This is a genomic window from Citrobacter sp. wls714 (assembly GCF_005281025.1).
Classification (GTDB): Bacteria; Pseudomonadota; Gammaproteobacteria; order Enterobacterales; family Enterobacteriaceae; genus Citrobacter; species Citrobacter werkmanii.
Genome location: NZ_SZWZ01000095.1, coordinates 59,836 through 75,728 on the forward strand (window position 1 = coordinate 59,836; position 15,893 = coordinate 75,728).

Below are 15,893 nucleotides of genomic sequence, written 5' to 3' on the forward strand. Positions count from 1 at the left end.
ATGATAATGATTGCTAATCCTATAGTTGACAATGAACGATGGCAAGATCTTTGTCACGATGCTGGGTGCCACCGCACATATAGCTCAGAGTGAAGGGCGGTTTATCCGTAGCTCATCGCTGACCAGCGTGTTGTTACGCCCGAGGTTTTTCGCCTCGTATAGGGCTTTATCCGCTCTGGCGATAGCGGCCTCAATATCCTGCTCTACCAGAGGCGCAATGCCAATACTGACGGTCACGTTGGTTGCCACGCTTTCGTTAAACATGTGGGGTATTTTAAGGTCGTACACTTTCTGACGAATACGCTCGGCGGCAGCTTGTGCCTGTTGCGGATCGATCGCGGTCAGCAAAACCATGAATTCTTCGCCGCCGAATCGCGCCACCACATCCCGGGAGCGTACGGAATCACGAATGGCCGCTGAGACGCGGATCAGCGCCTGGTCACCCATCATATGCCCGTAATGATCGTTATAGGCTTTGAAGTGGTCGATATCTAATAACAACACGTAGTGCTTCGAGTTGCTCAGCGCCAACAGTGTATCGAGTCTGTGTTGCAGCCCCCGGCGGTTATATAAACCAGTAAGCGGATCAAGCATGCTGAGTCCGCTGAGCGTTTCTCGTTCCTCCAGCAGTTTGTACATCAACTGCTGGGCGAAACCATCGTAGCGCTTTTGAATCACATGCTGGATGGCGATCCCGGCCATCGGTAACGCCATAAAATAGAAAATTCGTAAACCATGCTCGTTGCCGCTCAGCCATAAACAGACGGCGACGGAAGGCAATGAGTGAAGCGTAAACGCGATGATATTATTGGCAAAAGCAATAGATCCAATAAACAGTACACTGAGCAGTGCGATTAACAGAAAATAATAGTCATTATGACCGAGCGTGGAATATTTCTGAAAAATATGAAATGCCCATAACAAGCCAAAAATTATTGAAATAAAAGGGAGATTAATTTTTTTATCCGTATATTTCCCATGCCATATAAGCAGCAGCGTGCTGGTGATCAGTATCAGCAGAGCCGGTACTGATACGGCTTTGACGGCAAAAAGTGGGAAAAAAGCGTAAACAGCGCGGAGACTGCGTTGAGAAGCAGAAACAAACGCAACGAGAGTTGATATTTTTTAGTGCGCAGAGTTCGCCAGGATTGTACTGTCATAGGTAAATATTGTTAGTTATCTGTAATATACGAAGATGTGTTGGTAAATAAAACAAATAACGAACGGGGCATCATTCGCTGAGGTCTTTATTTTTAGTTGAAGCGTTAATCGGCGAGCAATTTATCACCTTAGGTTATTCATGTCATCAATCGTTAAGTAAAACTCATATAATTGATAGTGCCTCCCAGCTGACAAATGAGAAAATATATCATATGATATTGGTTATCATTATCAATGTAGTAGGTGGAACCATGTTGCAACGTACGCTGGGCAGTGGATGGGGAGTTCTGTTGCCGGGGATGCTCATTGCCGGAATGGCATTTACCGATCTGTCAGTCTATGTATGGAAGGTAATGATTGTATTAGGATTACTACTGACTTCGCTCATGCTATATCACAAGCGTTTACGGCATTTTGTTCTGTTACCTTCATGCGCGGCGTTGATCGGCGGCATTGTGCTGGTAATGATGAACTGGAATCAGGGATAAGCGAAACAGGGAAAAAAGCGAGAGGGAAATAAGATAATTGGTGCGAGGGGGGGGACTCGAACCCCCACATCCTAAGGACACTAACACCTGAAGCTAGCGCGTCTACCAATTCCGCCACCTTCGCACAGTCATCTTATTTTTTTTGATATCGCCTCGTTGGTGCGAGGGGGGGGACTTGAACCCCCACGTCCGAAAGGACACTAACACCTGAAGCTAGCGCGTCTACCAATTCCGCCACCTTCGCCCAGTGCGAGCAATATCAACGTGGATTATGGTGCGAGGGGGGGGACTTGAACCCCCACGTCCGAAAGGACACTAACACCTGAAGCTAGCGCGTCTACCAATTCCGCCACCTTCGCATACCATCGACACTCAAAAAGTATCGTTACCACGGAGGCGCATTCTAGTTGTTTTCAACTTTTCGTCAATAGTTAATTGTACAGGCTGGGCCGATTGATGCAAAAACGGCCATGTGAATGGCCGTTCGCTGCGAGACAATTACGCTTTTTTCGCCTGACGCGTCATGATGGTGCGATAGACCTTGAAGCGTCCGGTCTGTGCGATAACTTCATGGAATCCGAATACCTCATCCAGCACCTTTGGATAGGGCAGGAAGGCGTTCGCCACGATACGCAGTTCACCGCCGCTGTTGAGATGACGCACCGCGCCGCGAATCAGCGTTTGCGCGGCATCGAGGCTGGTCTGCATCCCATCATGGAACGGTGGGTTGGAGATGATCATATCAAAGCGGCCCGTCACGTCAGAAAAAACGTTACTGGCGATCACATCACCTTCAATACCGTTGGCGGCAAGCGTGGCGCGGCTGGCTTCAACAGCGGCCGCACTTACATCACACAGGGTTAAGCGAACTTTTGGCGAGTGGCTGGCTAAAGCGACGGAAAGTACGCCAGCGCCACAACCGACATCCAGAATTTTACCTTTGGTATGCGGCGTCAGTGTGGAGAGTAGCAATTGGCTGCCAACATCCAGGCCGTCACGGCTGAATACGCCCGGCAGCGTTTTGATGGTCAGATTATCAACCTGATATTCATCCCAGTATTTTTCTGCATCAAAGACCGGCTGTTTTTCCAGACGGCCGTGGTACAGGCCACAGCGACGGGCGCTGTCGACTTTATTCAGCGGTGCGTATTCGGCCAGCATCTGCTCTGCGCTACGTACGCCACTGCGGTTCTCACCGACAACAAAAACATCGCTGCCCACCGGTAACAGCGACAAAATGTTCATCAGCTGGAACTGCGCTTCCGGCTTATTCTTCGGCCAGTAGTAGATTAGCGTATCGCTATCGGCAACGTCATCGGCCCTGGCGACGAGGCTGAAACGGACGTTGTCACCCATCTGGCGGTTCAGCACCTGCCAGTGATGAAGTTGTTGAGTGTGCGCACGGCTGGCGGCGCTTTCGAAGTGGGCAGGTAGGTCATCCTGCAAATCACCGGCAAACAGAATACGGCTTTGTTCGAAATCATCACTGTGGCGCAGCAAGACTTCACTTGCCGGGGTAAAAGCAGACATGGAGTGCTCCTTAAATTGTACAGCCGGGGATTATAGTTGTTTGATGGCACGGATTCGACAAATTTGCTATATTTGCGCCCCAGATAGACAGGAGTGTTTCGCTATGACATCCCGACGAGACTGGCAGTTACAGCAACTGGGCATTACGCAGTGGTCGCTGCGTCGTCCTGGCGCACTGCAGGGCGAAATCGCGATCTCCATTCCTGCGCATATCCGTTTAGTGATGGTTGCTGCACAGCTACCCGCGCTAACCGAACCGTTAATGAGCGATATTTTACGCGCAATAACCGTCAGCCCGGATCAGGTTTTACAATTGACGCCTGACCGTGTCGCCATGCTACCGCAGGGCAGTCGCTGTAATAGCTGGCGGCTGGGAACCGAAGAGCCGCTGCTGCTGGAAGGCGCTCAGGTCGAGAGTCCTGCGTTTAATGAATTACGGGAAAACCCAGCGGCCCGCGCCGCGTTATGGCAACAAATCTGCGCATATGAACACGATTTCTTCCCTCGAACCGATTGATTTACCTGCAGCATTTCAGATTGAAAAACGCGCCCACGCTTTTCCGTGGAGTGAAAAAACATTTGCCAGCAACCAGGGCGATCGCTACCTCAATTTTCAGTTGAGGGTTGACGACGTGATGGCCGCCTTTGCGATTACGCAGGTGGTGCTGGATGAAGCTACGCTGTTCAATATCGCTGTCGATCCTGACTTTCAGCGCCAGGGCCTGGGGCGCGAGCTGCTGGAGCACCTGATCGATGAGCTGGAAAAGCGTGGCATTTTGACGCTGTGGCTGGAAGTGCGCGCCTCAAATGCTGCCGCTATTGCACTGTATGAAAGCCTGGGCTTTAACGAGGCGACGATCCGGCGCAATTATTATCCGACGGCCGATGGTCATGAAGACGCCATTATCATGGCATTGCCAATCAGCATGTAAGACAAGGTGTAATGATGAAGAAGTGGGACTGGATTTTCTTTGATGCCGACGAAACGCTGTTTACATTTGACTCGTTTACCGGCTTACAGCGGATGTTTCTCGACTATAGCATTACCTTTACCGCTGAAGATTTTCAGGACTACCAGGCCGTGAATAAACCGCTATGGGTGGATTATCAAAACGGCGCGATTACTTCATTGCAACTGCAGCACGCCCGTTTCCAGAGCTGGGCTGAACGCCTGAAGGTCGAACCAGGCCAGCTTAATGACGCATTTATCAATGCGATGGCGGAGATCTGCTCGCCGTTGCCTGGGGCGGTTTCTCTGCTCAATGCGATTCGTGATAAAACGAAAATCGGTATCATTACTAACGGCTTTACGGCGTTGCAGCAAATCCGCCTTGAGCGGACGGGGCTGCGCGACTATTTCGATCTGCTGGTGATTTCTGAGCAGGTTGGAGTGGCAAAACCCGATCCCCGTATTTTTGACCACGCGCTGGAGCAGGCGGGCAATCCTGATCGTTCCCGCGTGCTGATGGTGGGCGATACCGCAGAGTCCGATATTCTGGGCGGCATTAACGCTGGGCTATCCACCTGCTGGCTAAATACGCACCATCGCGAGCTGCCAGCGGGCATTCAGCCGACATGGACGGTGGCGTCATTAAGCGAACTGGAGCAGCTCCTGTGTAAACACTGATTGCCTCCCCCCCGTTGATGGGTAAAATAGCCGCAATTTTTTCGTATTCAACATGCGCGGCGCATTGCCGCGTTTACTAAGAAGATTGAATTATGACGTTGTCTCCTTATTTGCAGGAGGTGGCCAAGCGCCGCACTTTTGCCATTATTTCTCACCCGGATGCCGGTAAAACGACCATTACTGAAAAGGTGCTGTTATTCGGACAGGCGATTCAGACCGCCGGTACGGTAAAAGGCCGTGGCTCCAGCCAGCATGCAAAATCTGACTGGATGGAGATGGAAAAGCAGCGTGGTATCTCCATTACCACCTCTGTGATGCAGTTTCCGTATCACGACTGCCTGGTAAACCTGCTGGACACCCCGGGGCACGAAGACTTCTCCGAAGATACTTACCGTACTCTGACGGCGGTAGACTGCTGTCTGATGGTTATCGACGCCGCGAAAGGCGTTGAGGATCGTACCCGCAAGCTGATGGAAGTTACCCGTCTGCGCGATACGCCGATCCTGACTTTTATGAACAAACTCGACCGTGACATCCGTGACCCGATGGAGCTGCTGGATGAAGTCGAGAACGAGCTGAAAATCGGCTGTGCGCCGATCACCTGGCCGATTGGCTGCGGGAAGCTGTTCAAGGGCGTTTATCACCTTTATAAAGACGAAACTTACCTGTACCAGACGGGTAAAGGCCACACCATTCAGGAAGTGCGCATTGTTAAGGGGCTGAATAACCCGGAACTCGATGCCGCCGTGGGCGAAGATCTGGCGCAGCAGCTGCGCGACGAGCTGGAGCTGGTGCAGGGCGCGTCTAACGAGTTCGACCATGATCTGTTCCTCGCGGGCGAAATCACCCCGGTCTTCTTCGGTACCGCGCTGGGTAACTTTGGCGTTGACCATATGCTGGACGGCTTAGTGGAGTGGGCGCCTGCGCCGATGCCGCGTAAAACTGATACCCGCACCGTGGAAGCCTCAGAAGAGAAGTTCACCGGCTTCGTGTTTAAAATCCAGGCCAACATGGATCCGAAACACCGTGACCGCGTGGCGTTCATGCGCGTGGTTTCCGGTAAGTACGAGAAAGGCATGAAAATGCGTCAGGTACGCATTGGTAAAGACGTGGTGATCTCCGATGCGCTGACCTTCATGGCGGGTGACCGTTCTCATGTGGAAGAAGCGTATCCGGGCGATATTCTCGGTTTGCACAACCATGGCACTATTCAGATCGGCGATACCTTCACCCAGGGTGAAATGATGAAGTTCACTGGTATTCCGAACTTCGCGCCGGAGCTGTTCCGTCGTATTCGCCTGAAAGATCCTTTGAAGCAGAAACAGCTGCTGAAAGGGCTGGTTCAGCTGTCGGAAGAGGGTGCGGTGCAGGTCTTCCGTCCAATTGCTAATAACGATCTGATCGTGGGCGCTGTTGGTGTGCTGCAGTTCGACGTGGTGGTTTCGCGTCTGAAAAGTGAGTACAACGTTGAAGCGATTTATGAGTCGGTCAACGTGGCGACCGCGCGCTGGGTAGAATGTTCTGACGTGAAAAAATTCGAAGAATTTAAGCGTAAAAACGAAGTGCAGCTGGCGCTGGACGGCGGCGATAACCTCACCTATATCGCACCGACCATGGTTAACCTGAATCTCACCCAGGAACGTTACCCTGACGTTCAGTTCCGCAAAACGCGCGAACACTAATCGCCTTCCAGGGCACGGTATTCGCCGTGCCCTGCAACTTTCCCTGTCTTTTAAATCCCTTGCGGAATGTTCTTAAAACCTCTCGTTTTTCTGTTGTTTGCCTGTTTTTTAGTCAATCCGGACTGCGATCACGAAATCCTGAACTATATTTAACAATGTGATGACATAAATATCGGCGTTAAATGCTTTTTAGGCTGCCTGTTGCAGCTTCTATTGCTGATATTTATTCCACTTACAAGATTAGTTGCTGGTTAACGCCGTTTACGGCAGACCATCGCTTTTAGCAAAACATACAGGAATACATCGATGACAATGACAGGACTTAAGATTTCTAAAACGCTGCTGGCCGTGATGCTGACCTCCGCTGTTGCAACGGGTTCTGCTTTTGCAGAAAACGCCACGACGGATAAAGCGCAATCTGGTGTCGAAAGTGCGGGGCAGAAAGTCGATAGCTCTATGAACAAAGTCGGTAATTTCATGGATGACAGCACTATCACAGCAAAAGTAAAAGCTGCGCTGGTGGATCACGAAAGCATCAAGAGCACCGATATTTCTGTGAAAACAGACCAGAAAGTGGTGACGTTAAGCGGGTTTGTTGAAAGCCAGGCACAGGCTGAAGAAGCCGTGAAAGTGGCCAAAGGCGTCGAGGGCGTAACCTCAGTGAGCGACAAACTACACGTACGCGACAGCAAAAGCACATCCGTAAAAGGCTATGCGGGCGACACGGCAACCACCAGCGAAGTTAAAGCAAAACTGCTGGCTGATGACATTGTCCCTTCCCGTAAAGTGAAAGTAGAGACCACTGATGGAGTGGTTCAACTTTCCGGCACCGTTGACTCAAAAGCACAAAGCGATCGTGCTGAGAGCATCGCCAAAGCGGTTGATGGCGTGAAAAGCGTCAAAAACGACCTTAAAACTCAGTAATTCGACTTAATTCGTCCTCCTGACGTTTGTCGGGAGGCGTGTTGTGCACCACACTAAAAATATCGCCGATGAGCAGCCTGAGCGCTCATAACAAGCGGTGACATTAACTATGGTAAAGGAGAAGCGCATGTTTCGATGGGGCATCATATTTCTGGTTATCGCGTTAATTGCCGCCGCACTGGGTTTTGGTGGACTGGCAGGTACCGCTGCAGGCGCAGCGAAAATTGTTTTCGTGGTGGGGATCATTCTGTTTCTGGTCAGCCTGTTTACCGGTCGTAAACGACCCTAGTAAGTAAACCGTAAAGATAACTTGCTACCAAGCCAGTCCAGTGGACTGGCTTTTACGGTTTTAGCGTCAGGCAATTTGCGTTACTTTGTTGTTCTATTACAAAAACAACAGGAAGGCAGAGGTGGGGCAGAGAATACCCGTCACGCTCGGTAATATTGCGCCGTTATCGTTACGTCCGTTCCAACCAGGCAGTATGGCGCTGGTGTGTGAGGGCGGGGGACAAAGAGGCATTTTCACCGCTGGCGTACTGGATGAATTCATGCGTGCGCAGTTTAATCCCTTTGACCTTTACTACGGGACGTCCGCCGGTGCGCAAAACCTTTCAGCCTATCTGTGTAACCAGCCTGGTTATGGCCGTAAAGTCATTATGCGTTACACCACCCGTCGTGAGTTTTTTGACCCGGTACGCTTTGTGCGCGGGGGAAACTTAATCGATCTCGACTGGCTGGTGGATTCGACCGCATCCCAGATGCCGCTGGCGATGGATAACGCCGAGCGTTTGTTTGCCGCAGGGAAAGCGTTTTATATGTGCGCCTGTCGGGGGGATGATTATACGCCAGGTTATTTTTCGCCGAACCGACAAAACTGGCTCGATCTCATTCGCGCCTCCAGCGCTATTCCGGGATTCTACCGCACAGGTGTTGCGCTGGACGGTGTGAACTATCTGGACGGGGGAGTAAGCGATGCCATACCCGTGCAGGAGGCGGCGAAGCGCGGCGCAAAAACGCTGGTGGTGATCCGCACTGTGCCTTCGCAAATGTACTACACCCCGCAGTGGTTTAAACGTATGGAGCGCTGGCTGGGCGAAAGCAGTCTGCAACCGTTGCTGAATTTGGTCCAGCACCATGAAACCAGCTATCGCGCGATCCAGAGCTTTATTGAAAAGCCGCCGGGTAAGCTGCGAATCTTTGAGATCTATCCGCCAAAACCGCTCCATAGCATGGCGCTGGGCAGCCGTATTCCGGCGCTGCGAGAAGACTATAAGACCGGGCGTTTGTGTGGTCGTTACTTCCTGGCCACCGTCGGCAAGTTGTTGGCGAAAAACGCGCCATTGCCTCGTCAGACGCCGAAGATTGTCGTGCCGGGACCGGTGGTGGTTCCTCCCGCACCGGTGGCCAACGATGCCCACGCGCCGGTGGTGACCAATGCGCCTCAGGCTAACGATACAACGTTTGATAACGAGGATCTGGCGTGAGTTTTCGCTTCATTGATACACATTGTCACTTTGATTTCCCGCCGTTTACTGACGATGAGCCCGCCAGCATTCAACGTGCTGCGGCGGTCGGTGTGAATTGCATCATTGTTCCGGCGACGCAGGCGGCAAACTTTTCCCGCGTACTGGCGTTAGCGGAAAAGTATCCGCCGTTGTTTGCTGCTTTGGGTCTGCATCCCATTGTTATTGAACAACACGGCGATGAAAGTCTGGACCAACTGCAGCAGGCGCTGGATACGCGCCCGCAAAAGCTGGTAGCCGTGGGCGAGATTGGACTGGATCTTTACCGGGACGATCCGCAATTTGATAAACAAGAACGGGTGCTGGAAGCGCAGCTTAAACTGGCGAAGCGTTACGAACTGCCGGTGATCCTGCATTCGCGACGGACTCATGACAAATTGGCGATGCTTCTGAAACGTCATGCTCTGCCACGAACCGGCGTGGTGCATGGTTTTTCCGGGAGTTTGCAGCAGGCGCAACGCTTTGTGCAACTGGGGTACAAAATTGGCGTTGGCGGCACTATTACCTATCCACGCGCCAGTAAAACCCGTGAGGTGATGGCGCAACTGCCGCTGGAATCACTCCTGCTGGAAACCGACGCGCCGGACATGCCGCTCAATGGCTTTCAGGGGCAGCCCAACCGCCCCGAGCAGGCGGTCAGAGTATTTGGGACATTATGCGAACTGCGTTCGGAGCCTGCGGACGTGATAGCAGATGCGCTGTATCGCAATACGACCGCGTTGTTTAATGTGTGATTGTTGGGTGCCGGATGGCGGTTGCGCTTTATCCGGCCTACAAATGATGTCGTCGCATCCGGCAATCACAGATACAGCGCCGGGAAAATCAGGTTATCCACACCACGTTCGCGCAATCCTGCCGCCAGTTGCTCCACATCCTCTGGCGTTGCGCTCGGCCAGTCTTTTGCTTCGCCATACACCCCATGCGCATGAAAGGCGTTCAGCCGCACCGGTACGTCGCCTGACTGCTTAATGAACGCTGCCAGCGCATCAATATGTTGCAAATAATCCACATGGTCGGGGATCACTAACAGGCGTAGCTCAGCAAGCTTTCCCTGCCTTGACAGAAAGGTAATGCTTTGTTTAATAAGCGTATTATCTCTCCCGGTAAGCTGGCGATGGTACGTGCTATCCCACGCTTTTAAATCGAGCATTACGCCGTCGCACACCGGCAATAGTTTTTGCCAGCCGGTTTCGCTCAGCATGCCGTTACTGTCGACCATGCAGGTCAGATGTTGCAGCAGAGGATCGCTTTTGAGCGCGGTAAACAGCGCCACAATAAACGGTAACTGGGTAGTTGCTTCGCCACCGCTGACCGTAATTCCCTCAATAAACAGGGCTGCCTTGCGAATATGCTGCAGCACCTGATCAACGCTCATGGTTTGCGCCATCGGCGTCGCCTGCTGCGGGCACAGGTGCAGGCAGGTGTCGCACTGCTGACACACATCGGACTGCCACCATACTTTCCCTGCACTCAGGCTTAGCGCTTCATGCGGGCAATGCAGCACACATTCTCCGCAGTCGTTGCAGCGCCCCATCGTCCATGGATTGTGGCAGTTCTTACAGCGCAGATTACACCCTTGCAGGAACAGAGCCAGGCGGCTGCCCGGCCCGTCGACGCAGGAGAAAGGGATCAGTTTACTGACTGAAGCGCATCTGCTGTTCATGGCTTATCACACGAGGTTGTCGTTCCAGAATACGCGTATTGCGTGCGGCCTCTTCACCAAGCCAGGTGGTGTTAGTGCGAGATCCTTCGGCACGATATTTTTCCAGATCCGACAGGCGCACCATATAGCCCGTGACGCGGACCAGATCGTTGCCGCTCACGTTGGCGGTGAATTCACGCATTCCGGCTTTAAACGCGCCGAGGCACAGTTGCACCAGCGCCTGTGGATTACGCTTAATGGTTTCATCCAGCGTCAGGATATCGCTGATCCCGGCGTGATAATATGCGTGATGCGGCGCGACGGTTTGCAGATGGGTGATCGGGTCAGGTTCATCACCATAAGGCAGACGCGCGCCGGGCGTGGTGCCGATGTCAGAACTGATCCCCGACTGCGCATGCAGCATTGCGCGCTGCTTCCAGCCATACTTCACCGGTGTGCGTTCGACAAACTCCGCCAGTTGGGCGCTAATGCGGTATCCGAGCTGATTGGCGAACGCCTCTTTCCCATAGCGGGCGCTTTGTCCTGCCTTTTCACATAGCAGGTTTACCGCTTCCGCCAGACCATACATCCCGAACATCGGCACAAAACGTTCGGGATCAACCAACCCTTCCTGTACGAGGAAGCTATTCTCAAAGAAATGTGATTTCTCGTAGAGGAATTCACATCGTGAATCAATGATAGCGATTTGCTGCTGGCAGTAGTGCGGTAGGGTGCGCGTAAAGAAGTCATCGATAGAGGTGCTGCGCTCTGCGATGGCTTTCAGATTAAGCCTGACCAGCGTGCTACCGCCTCCGGAGAGCGGTAAAGAGTTGTAACAACTCACGACGCCATACTGACCTTTTGTGAAAATTTTATCATTTTCGGGGCCGTTGGATATATGTGGCTTACTGCACTCGCAGATATTTTGCGCCACGTTGAGCAGCAGATCGTCAGGGGTGATTTGCGGATCATAAATAAATGTCAGATTCGGTGAAACCTGCTTTAAATCTGCATCTGCGCGTAAAATTGCGCGGGTGACTGGCGTATCGGCGGGGCCGATATTGGCATGCATAAACGCGTCTGGCAGGGTTCTGTCGAGATAACGCCAGAAACGTTTTATTCGAATATCGATCTCATCCTGTGTTAGAATTCTAACATATGGTTGCAACAGGGCGTCGAGCTGACCGAGGTAGACCGGCATTGAGGTCACTGATGGAACGTGGTGGTACAAGATGGTGAGCAAGGACAACGCATCATCAAGGTCACTGGCTCCTTCAAGCTCAAGCCATGAGGAACCGTTGGCCAGAAAACGCGCATAGTCGGGTAAGACATAGCGCGGTTTGAACGGGGAATGACCTTCGTACATATCGCAGATCACCCCGTCATCCAGCGCCTGGCGGGCTTCAGCGGGCAGTTGCGGATAAGGCAGCGCGTTTTCAGCCTCCAGCGCCAGAAAGTGGCGTTTCTGCTCAGGGCTGAGCGTCGGGCTGGTCACGATTTGTTGGCACCGCTGTTGCAGCGCGAATTCGCATGAAGTGGGCATCGTTGGTTCCTTTATGTGCCGAAGGTATCGCGCCATTGTAGAAAGCAACAGCGCCCCAACCTTTGATCCGGATGCGCCTGATGCCACCCCATCGTGTCTGTAAAGGTTAATTATTTGAAGTGGATCTCATTAGAGTAATGCAAATCTGTATGTGGTTTTCATTAACTGTGATGTATATCGAAGTGTAATGGCGAGCGGATGTTAGAATACTAACAAACTCGCAAGGTGAAATTTTATACGGCGAAGCCGTTGGAGAATGTTATGACCGATTTAACAGCAAGCAGCCTGCGTGCCCTGAAACTGATGGACCTGACCACCCTGAATGACGACGACACCAATGAAAAAGTGATCGCGCTGTGTCATCAGGCGAAGACCCCGGTTGGCAACACGGCAGCAATTTGCATCTATCCACGTTTCATTCCTGTTGCGCGTAAGACTCTGAAAGAGCAGGGCACGCCGGACATCCGTATTGCCACCGTCACCAACTTCCCGCACGGCAATGACGACATCGAGATCGCGCTGGCTGAAACCCGCGCGGCGATTGCCTACGGTGCTGACGAAGTTGACGTGGTGTTCCCGTATCGTGCGCTGATCGCGGGTAACGAGCAGGTTGGTTTTGACCTGGTTAAAGCCTGTAAAGACGCCTGTGCAGCGGCAAACGTGCTGCTGAAAGTGATCATCGAAACTGGGGAGCTGAAAGAAGAAGCCCTGATTCGCAAAGCGTCTGAAATTTCTATCAAAGCGGGTGCTGATTTCATCAAAACGTCTACCGGTAAAGTCCCGGTCAATGCGACCCCTGAAAGCGCTCGCATCATGATGGAAGTGATCCGTGATATGGGCGTTTCTAAAACCGTTGGTTTCAAACCCGCTGGCGGCGTGCGTACTGCAGAAGATGCGCAGCAGTTCCTGGCGATTGCTGACGAACTGTTTGGCGCCGACTGGGCGGATTCCCGTCATTACCGCTTTGGCGCATCCAGCCTGTTGGCGAGCCTGCTAAAAGCGCTGGGTCACGGCGACGGTAAGAGCGCAAGCAGCTACTAAGTTTAAATTGCCCATCGTAGGCCGGATAAGGCGCTAGTCGCCATCTGGCATCAATACGACTTGCCGGGGAGCGCACTGCTTACCCGGCCCATAATCGGGAGGTTAACGTGTTTCTCGCACAAGAAATTATTCGTAAAAAACGTGATGGTCATGCGCTGAGCGATGAAGAAATTCGCTTCTTTATCAACGGGATTCGTGACAACACCATCTCTGAAGGGCAAATCGCCGCCCTGGCGATGACCATTTTCTTCCACGATATGACAATGCCCGAGCGTGTGTCGCTAACCATGGCAATGCGTGATTCAGGAACCGTGCTGGACTGGAAAAGCCTGCAACTGAACGGCCCGATTGTGGATAAACACTCTACCGGCGGCGTGGGTGACGTAACGTCACTGATGTTAGGCCCGATGGTTGCTGCCTGTGGCGGCTATATTCCGATGATTTCCGGGCGCGGCCTGGGTCATACCGGCGGTACGCTCGATAAACTGGAAGCGATTCCTGGGTTTGACATCTTCCCGGACGACGCACGTTTCCGTGAAATTATTAAAGACGTGGGTGTGGCGATTATTGGGCAAACCAGCTCGCTCGCACCGGCGGATAAACGTTTTTATGCCACCCGCGATATTACCGCGACGGTGGATTCCATCCCGCTGATTACCGGCTCTATCCTGGCGAAGAAGCTGGCGGAAGGGCTGGATGCGCTGGTGATGGATGTGAAAGTAGGCAGCGGCGCGTTTATGCCGACCTATGAACTTTCTGAAGCCCTTGCCGAAGCGATTGTCGGCGTGGCGAACGGGGCGGGTGTCCGTACCACCGCACTGTTAACCGATATGAACCAGGTGTTGGCTTCCAGCGCAGGTAACGCGGTAGAAGTCCGCGAGGCCGTCCAGTTCCTGACCGGTGAATACCGTAATCCACGTCTGTTAGACGTCACCATGGCGCTGTGCGTGGAAATGCTGATCTCCGGCAATCTGGCGAAAGATGACGCCGAAGCCCGCGCGAAATTGCAGGCGGTGCTGGACAACGGTAAAGCGGCGGAAATTTTTGGCCGTATGGTTGCGGCGCAGAAAGGCCCGACCGACTTCGTCGAAAACTATGCGAAGTATCTGCCGACGGCGATGCTCAGTAAAGCCGTCTATGCTGATACCGAAGGTTTCGTCAGCGCGATGGATACCCGTGCGCTGGGTATGGCAGTCGTTTCTATGGGCGGCGGACGCCGTCAGGCATCGGACACCATTGATTACAGCGTCGGCTTTAGCGACATGGCCCGTTTGGGCGACAGCGTAGACGGACAGCGTCCGCTGGCAGTGATCCACGCGAAAGATGAAGCCAGCTGGCAGGAAGCGGCGAAAGCGGTCAAAGCGGCAATCAGCCTTGACGATAAAGCGCCAGAAATTACACCGACAGTCTATCGTCGTATAACCGAATAACTGTATACTGATCTGATCGCTTTTTTGCGGCGCAGATGTATGGAGAACAAGATGAAACGTGCATTTATTATGGTGCTGGACTCCTTTGGTATTGGTGCGACTGAAGATGCGGATCGCTTTGGCGACGTAGGCTCAGACACTATGGGACACATTGCAGAAGCCTGTGCGAAAGGCGAAGCTGATAATGGTCGCAAAGGCCCACTGAATCTGCCTAACCTGACCCGTCTGGGCCTGGTGAAAGCTCACGAAGGTTCTACCGGTAAAATTGCTGCTGGTATGGACGGTAACGCGGAAGTCATTGGCGCCTACGCATGGGCGCATGAACTCTCTTCCGGGAAAGACACGCCGTCTGGCCACTGGGAAATCGCCGGTGTTCCGGTTCTGTTTGACTGGGGTTATTTCTCCGATCATGAAAACAGCTTCCCGCAGGAGCTACTGGATAAACTGGTTAAGCGTGCCAACCTGCCGGGTTACCTCGGTAACTGCCACTCTTCCGGTACTGTGATTCTGGATCAACTGGGCGAAGAACATATGAAAACCGGGAAGCCGATTTTCTATACCTCCGCTGACTCCGTGTTCCAGATTGCCTGTCATGAAGAGACCTTTGGCCTGGATAAACTCTACGAGCTGTGCGAAATCGCCCGTGAAGAGCTGACCGAAGGCGGTTACAACATCGGTCGTGTTATCGCGCGTCCGTTTATCGGTGATAAAGCCGGTAACTTCCAGCGTACCGGTAACCGTCACGACCTGGCCGTTGAGCCGCCAGCGCCGACCGTGCTGCAGAAACTGGTTGACGAGAAAAAAGGTCATGTTGTCTCTGTCGGTAAGATCGCGGACATTTACGCCAACTGCGGTATCACTAAAAAAGTGAAAGCGACCGGTCTGGATGCGCTGTTCGACGCCACCATCAAAGAGATGAAAGAAGCGGGTGACGAGACCATTGTCTTCACTAACTTTGTGGACTTCGACTCTTCCTGGGGCCACCGCCGCGACATCGCGGGCTATGCCGCAGGTCTGGAACTGTTTGACCGCCGTCTGCCGGAGCTGATGGAGCTGGTGGGTGAAGATGATATTCTGATCCTCACCGCCGACCACGGCTGCGACCCGAGCTGGACCGGTACCGACCATACCCGTGAGCACATTCCGGTGCTGATCTACGGTCCGAAAGTGAAACCGGGCTCTTTAGGTCACCGTGAAACCTTCGCGGATATCGGCCAGACGCTGGCGAGCTACTTCGGTACGTCGCCAATGGACTACGGTAAAAACATGCTGTAATGCCCGTTGTCTTTCGCGCTGTAGATG

At 52.8% G+C, this 15,893-nt stretch carries 15 protein-coding genes, 3 tRNA genes and 1 pseudogene; 12 read left to right on the forward strand and 7 right to left on the reverse strand.

Annotated features, from left to right (window positions below):
* Window positions 1-84: 84 nt before the first annotated feature.
* Window positions 85-1,160: pseudogene (locus FDX11_RS20800) on the reverse strand (GGDEF domain-containing protein).
* Between the two features lie 252 nt (window positions 1,161-1,412).
* Here FDX11_RS20800 and FDX11_RS20805 point away from each other — a divergent pair.
* Complete coding sequence (locus FDX11_RS20805) at window positions 1,413-1,649, forward strand: DUF1435 domain-containing protein (protein ID WP_072277010.1); 237 nt, start codon at window positions 1,413-1,415, stop codon at window positions 1,647-1,649.
* A gap of 38 nt (window positions 1,650-1,687) precedes the next feature.
* Here the strand turns inward: FDX11_RS20805 and FDX11_RS20810 are convergent.
* The 4 genes from FDX11_RS20810 to rsmC form a co-directional block, all read right to left on the reverse strand.
* A tRNA-Leu gene (locus FDX11_RS20810) sits at window positions 1,688-1,773 on the reverse strand.
* A 33-nt stretch (window positions 1,774-1,806) separates the two neighbouring features.
* Window positions 1,807-1,893: transfer RNA gene (locus tag FDX11_RS20815), tRNA-Leu, on the reverse strand.
* Between the two features lie 28 nt (window positions 1,894-1,921).
* Window positions 1,922-2,008, reverse strand: a tRNA-Leu gene (locus tag FDX11_RS20820).
* Between the two features lie 139 nt (window positions 2,009-2,147).
* Window positions 2,148-3,179: a 16S rRNA (guanine(1207)-N(2))-methyltransferase RsmC gene (gene rsmC / locus FDX11_RS20825; protein WP_137398482.1), complete on the reverse strand. Its 1,032-nt coding sequence runs from the start codon at window positions 3,177-3,179 to the stop codon at window positions 2,148-2,150.
* A gap of 103 nt (window positions 3,180-3,282) precedes the next feature.
* Between rsmC and holD the strand changes: the two genes are divergently transcribed.
* The 8 genes from holD to FDX11_RS20865 all read left to right on the forward strand — a co-directional run bounded on the left by holD (window position 3,283) and on the right by FDX11_RS20865 (window position 9,669).
* The gene (holD, locus tag FDX11_RS20830; protein ID WP_038636992.1) at window positions 3,283-3,696 is read left to right on the forward strand and encodes a DNA polymerase III subunit psi; all 414 of its coding nucleotides are present in this window, start codon (window positions 3,283-3,285) and stop codon (window positions 3,694-3,696) included.
* On the forward strand, window positions 3,665-4,111 hold the full coding sequence (gene rimI / locus FDX11_RS20835) for a ribosomal protein S18-alanine N-acetyltransferase (RefSeq protein WP_137398483.1): 447 nt from the start codon (window positions 3,665-3,667) through the stop codon (window positions 4,109-4,111). Before holD ends, rimI begins: the two co-directional genes overlap by 32 nt.
* A gap of 14 nt (window positions 4,112-4,125) precedes the next feature.
* Complete coding sequence (gene yjjG, locus FDX11_RS20840) at window positions 4,126-4,806, forward strand: pyrimidine 5'-nucleotidase (RefSeq protein ID WP_042312525.1); 681 nt, start codon at window positions 4,126-4,128, stop codon at window positions 4,804-4,806.
* Window positions 4,807-4,898: 92 nt separating this feature from the next.
* Complete coding sequence (prfC, locus tag FDX11_RS20845; RefSeq protein ID WP_006686587.1) at window positions 4,899-6,488, forward strand: peptide chain release factor 3; 1,590 nt, start codon at window positions 4,899-4,901, stop codon at window positions 6,486-6,488.
* Between the two features lie 306 nt (window positions 6,489-6,794).
* Complete coding sequence (gene osmY, locus FDX11_RS20850) at window positions 6,795-7,412, forward strand: molecular chaperone OsmY (protein ID WP_038636996.1); 618 nt, start codon at window positions 6,795-6,797, stop codon at window positions 7,410-7,412.
* Between the two features lie 127 nt (window positions 7,413-7,539).
* Window positions 7,540-7,701: a DUF1328 domain-containing protein gene (locus FDX11_RS20855; RefSeq protein ID WP_003019081.1), complete on the forward strand. Its 162-nt coding sequence runs from the start codon at window positions 7,540-7,542 to the stop codon at window positions 7,699-7,701.
* Window positions 7,702-7,822: 121 nt separating this feature from the next.
* Window positions 7,823-8,896 carry a patatin family protein gene (locus tag FDX11_RS20860; protein ID WP_042312523.1) on the forward strand — a complete coding sequence of 358 codons (1,074 nt, stop codon included), beginning with the start codon at window positions 7,823-7,825 and terminating at the stop codon, window positions 8,894-8,896.
* Window positions 8,893-9,669 (forward strand): metal-dependent hydrolase, encoded by a 777-nt coding sequence (locus FDX11_RS20865; RefSeq protein ID WP_061382869.1) that lies wholly within the window; start codon window positions 8,893-8,895, stop codon window positions 9,667-9,669. Before FDX11_RS20860 ends, FDX11_RS20865 begins: the two co-directional genes overlap by 4 nt.
* A 65-nt stretch (window positions 9,670-9,734) precedes the next feature.
* Here the strand turns inward: FDX11_RS20865 and FDX11_RS20870 are convergent, their stop codons facing one another.
* Both FDX11_RS20870 and FDX11_RS20875 read right to left on the reverse strand, forming a co-directional pair.
* On the reverse strand, window positions 9,735-10,598 hold the full coding sequence (locus tag FDX11_RS20870; protein ID WP_042312519.1) for a YjjW family glycine radical enzyme activase: 864 nt from the start codon (window positions 10,596-10,598) through the stop codon (window positions 9,735-9,737).
* Window positions 10,570-12,120, reverse strand: coding sequence for a YjjI family glycine radical enzyme (locus tag FDX11_RS20875; RefSeq protein ID WP_137398484.1), 1,551 nt, complete (start codon window positions 12,118-12,120; stop codon window positions 10,570-10,572). The genes FDX11_RS20870 and FDX11_RS20875 overlap by 29 nt, the downstream gene beginning before the upstream one ends.
* A 261-nt stretch (window positions 12,121-12,381) precedes the next feature.
* Here FDX11_RS20875 and deoC point away from each other — a divergent pair, with 261 nt between their 5' ends.
* From deoC to deoB, 3 genes are all read left to right on the forward strand, one after another.
* Window positions 12,382-13,161 (forward strand): deoxyribose-phosphate aldolase, encoded by a 780-nt coding sequence (deoC, locus tag FDX11_RS20880; protein WP_042312514.1) that lies wholly within the window; start codon window positions 12,382-12,384, stop codon window positions 13,159-13,161.
* A gap of 107 nt (window positions 13,162-13,268) precedes the next feature.
* Complete coding sequence (gene deoA / locus FDX11_RS20885; RefSeq protein ID WP_016151609.1) at window positions 13,269-14,591, forward strand: thymidine phosphorylase; 1,323 nt, start codon at window positions 13,269-13,271, stop codon at window positions 14,589-14,591.
* 51 nt (window positions 14,592-14,642) lie between these two features.
* Window positions 14,643-15,866, forward strand: coding sequence for a phosphopentomutase (gene deoB, locus FDX11_RS20890; protein WP_042312511.1), 1,224 nt, complete (start codon window positions 14,643-14,645; stop codon window positions 15,864-15,866).
* Window positions 15,867-15,893 lie beyond the last annotated feature (27 nt).

Coding starts and splice junctions, on each gene's coding strand:
- FDX11_RS20805 (WP_072277010.1), top strand. CDS start 1,413: ATGTTGCAACGTACGCTGGGCAGTGGATGGGGAGTTCTGTTGCCGGGG.
- rsmC (WP_137398482.1), bottom strand. CDS start 3,179: ATGTCTGCTTTTACCCCGGCAAGTGAAGTCTTGCTGCGCCACAGTGAT.
- holD (WP_038636992.1), top strand. CDS start 3,283: ATGACATCCCGACGAGACTGGCAGTTACAGCAACTGGGCATTACGCAG.
- rimI (WP_137398483.1), top strand. CDS start 3,665: ATGAACACGATTTCTTCCCTCGAACCGATTGATTTACCTGCAGCATTT.
- yjjG (WP_042312525.1), top strand. CDS start 4,126: ATGAAGAAGTGGGACTGGATTTTCTTTGATGCCGACGAAACGCTGTTT.
- prfC (WP_006686587.1), top strand. CDS start 4,899: ATGACGTTGTCTCCTTATTTGCAGGAGGTGGCCAAGCGCCGCACTTTT.
- osmY (WP_038636996.1), top strand. CDS start 6,795: ATGACAATGACAGGACTTAAGATTTCTAAAACGCTGCTGGCCGTGATG.
- FDX11_RS20855 (WP_003019081.1), top strand. CDS start 7,540: ATGTTTCGATGGGGCATCATATTTCTGGTTATCGCGTTAATTGCCGCC.
- FDX11_RS20870 (WP_042312519.1), bottom strand. CDS start 10,598: ATGAACAGCAGATGCGCTTCAGTCAGTAAACTGATCCCTTTCTCCTGC.
- FDX11_RS20875 (WP_137398484.1), bottom strand. CDS start 12,120: ATGCCCACTTCATGCGAATTCGCGCTGCAACAGCGGTGCCAACAAATC.
- deoC (WP_042312514.1), top strand. CDS start 12,382: ATGACCGATTTAACAGCAAGCAGCCTGCGTGCCCTGAAACTGATGGAC.
- deoB (WP_042312511.1), top strand. CDS start 14,643: ATGAAACGTGCATTTATTATGGTGCTGGACTCCTTTGGTATTGGTGCG.